The organism is Microcystis sp. LE19-8.1F (genome assembly GCF_027531715.1).
GTDB classification, from domain to species: domain Bacteria; phylum Cyanobacteriota; class Cyanobacteriia; order Cyanobacteriales; family Microcystaceae; genus Microcystis; species Microcystis wesenbergii_A.
This window is the reverse complement of sequence record NZ_JAPZSO010000211.1, coordinates 1-1993: the sequence shown is the minus strand read 5'-3', so window position 1 is coordinate 1993 and position 1993 is coordinate 1. Positions and strand designations below refer to the sequence as shown.

General features: G+C 44.6%; 3 protein-coding genes and 1 pseudogene. All 4 read right to left on the bottom strand.

Annotated features, from left to right (window positions below; all coding sequences use genetic code 11):
• Positions 1-120: helix-turn-helix domain-containing protein (locus O9334_RS19825; RefSeq protein WP_159291398.1), on the bottom strand; the 120-nt coding region annotated here is incomplete at its 3' end.
• A gap of 153 nt (positions 121-273) precedes the next feature.
• Positions 274-1152, bottom strand: a complete 879-nt coding sequence (locus O9334_RS22945; protein WP_353737850.1) for an FG-GAP repeat protein — start codon at positions 1150-1152, stop codon at positions 274-276.
• Positions 1153-1179: 27 nt separating this feature from the next.
• Positions 1180-1257, bottom strand: a pseudogene (locus tag O9334_RS22940) (hypothetical protein); the annotation flags it as partial.
• 18 nt (positions 1258-1275) lie between these two features.
• The gene (locus tag O9334_RS19810) at positions 1276-1806 is read right to left on the bottom strand and encodes an FG-GAP repeat protein (protein ID WP_238567754.1); all 531 of its coding nucleotides are present in this window, start codon (positions 1804-1806) and stop codon (positions 1276-1278) included.
• Between the last annotated feature and the right edge of the window lie 187 nt (positions 1807-1993).

Here is a 1993-nt window from a genome sequence, read left to right as displayed (position 1 = left end):
AGCTTGTGTTCGTTCGTGGAGAGCTTTGTTGTAAACTAATCTTACACAGCCCAATGTGCGCCGCAATAGCGACTCTTGTTCTGGTGTTGGGTAAAATCGAAACGAATAGGCTTTTTCCATGTCTCACATTTTAGCATATATTCTGTAAATGCGCTAGTATTTAACAGTAAAGCCAACCTAGAACGGCGGGGTTTCAGACGCAAATTTTCGATGAGAGTATCCTTTGGCTTAATTCCCGTCAAGCTATCTGGATTTGTCGTTTCTTGGCTCGAATTAACTGGATTGGACAAGAGGGAAGAAAGGGCATAAATAGGTATAGAACCAGAACTCAGAAAGGGCAAAATTAGTCAAGCCAAGGCTACTATCTAGTTGAACTGGCAATTGGACGCTTGCTGCGCCAATCTCTGCCAATTTTAAAGAGTTATCTTCGATAGAAGTATTGCCACTGTCACCAAAGCCGGTAAAAAATTGTTTTGAGAATAGCCTATCAGCAGCCAGTTCAAAATCACTAATCTCATCTCCTTCAATTGAGCGATCGCTGAAAGTCGGCGGAGAAAACTGAGCATCATCAACCCCACCGAATAGGTGGTCATTGCTGGCTCCACCAGTGAGAGTATCCTTTGGCTTAATTCCCGTCAAGCTATCTGGATTGGACAAGAGCGAAGAAAGGGAATAAATATATACAGAGCCAGCATCAGGCACTTGAGGAACTTCGTTATCATCTTGAAAAGCAGTAACGGCTAGGATATCGCCATCAATTACTATCCGCTTGCCAAAAACATCACCCGCTTTTCCATCGATAGCGGTAAGTTTGTAAACTTGGGTCCAAACCCCATTAATTTTCTGAAAAATATAAACTGAACCCGAATCTACTCCTCGATCATCATCGTGGCGAGGACTAACGGCGATCGTGTTACCACTAATAGTAACAGACGTACCAAATTCTTCCCCGACTTGTCCATCGTTAGCAGTCAGTTTGGCTGTTTCTTGCCATTTTCCGTTTACTTTCTCAAAAACGTAGGCTGCGCCTTTGGTTTCGTCACTTTCAGATGCTCCGACAACAATGGTGTTACCCTCAATAGCCGCCGGTGTTCCAAACTCATCTCCATTTTTTCCATCGCTGGCACTCAATTTCGCTGTTTCTGTCCAAATGCCATTAAGGTTTTCATAAATATAAACCGAGCCAGAGTTTGGTTGCTGTCCATTGCTTTTGACTGCTCCGATGACAGCCTGATTACCATCGATATCGATATATCTACCAAAAAGAGCCCCCGGTCAGGGATCGCTGGCATAAATTTTGCCAGTTTCTGTCCAACCGCCATTGACTTGACCGTAAATATAAACACAACCTGAATCCAAGCCTTTGTGGTCTGTGCCGGGCCCCCCGATCAGGAGCGTACCACTATCAGTCGAATCAAAAGAAGTGCCGAAGCGATCCCCTTGTTTTCCATCACTCGACCTAAGTTTGGCTGTCTGCATCCACCCGCTCCTACCCTGATTGAAGATATACACAGAACCAGGACCTCTGTTCCAAGAGCCGACAAAAGCTGTGTTGCTATTAAGCCTGATGGTGTCACCGAAGAGGTCGCCTGCTCTGCCATCTTTTGGCTTGAGTTTCGCTTTCTCTGTCCATACACCATTAGTGTTATTAAATATGTAAGCTGAACCAGAGTCCAAGCCATTGTCATCATCTTGAGCGGCTCCGACTAGGAGAGTATTGCCATCGAGGGAGACATTTTGTCCAAAGCAATCATAGGCTTGTCCGTCGCTGGCCGTGATTTTAACTGCGGATGGAGATGAAGACAAAGGCAGCATTGATGTATTCTCCTGCATTTCTCAATAGTCTGAATTGTACTATAGCGTTTTTCAGTCTGCTGAGGTACAAAAGTTATGGGTTTTAGGCAAAAGGCAAGAGGCAAAAGTCAAAAGGGAAGAAAAATATGTGTACCTCACTAGCTTATAGCGGTGTGCAGTCGTATTAGGTACAGTGTCA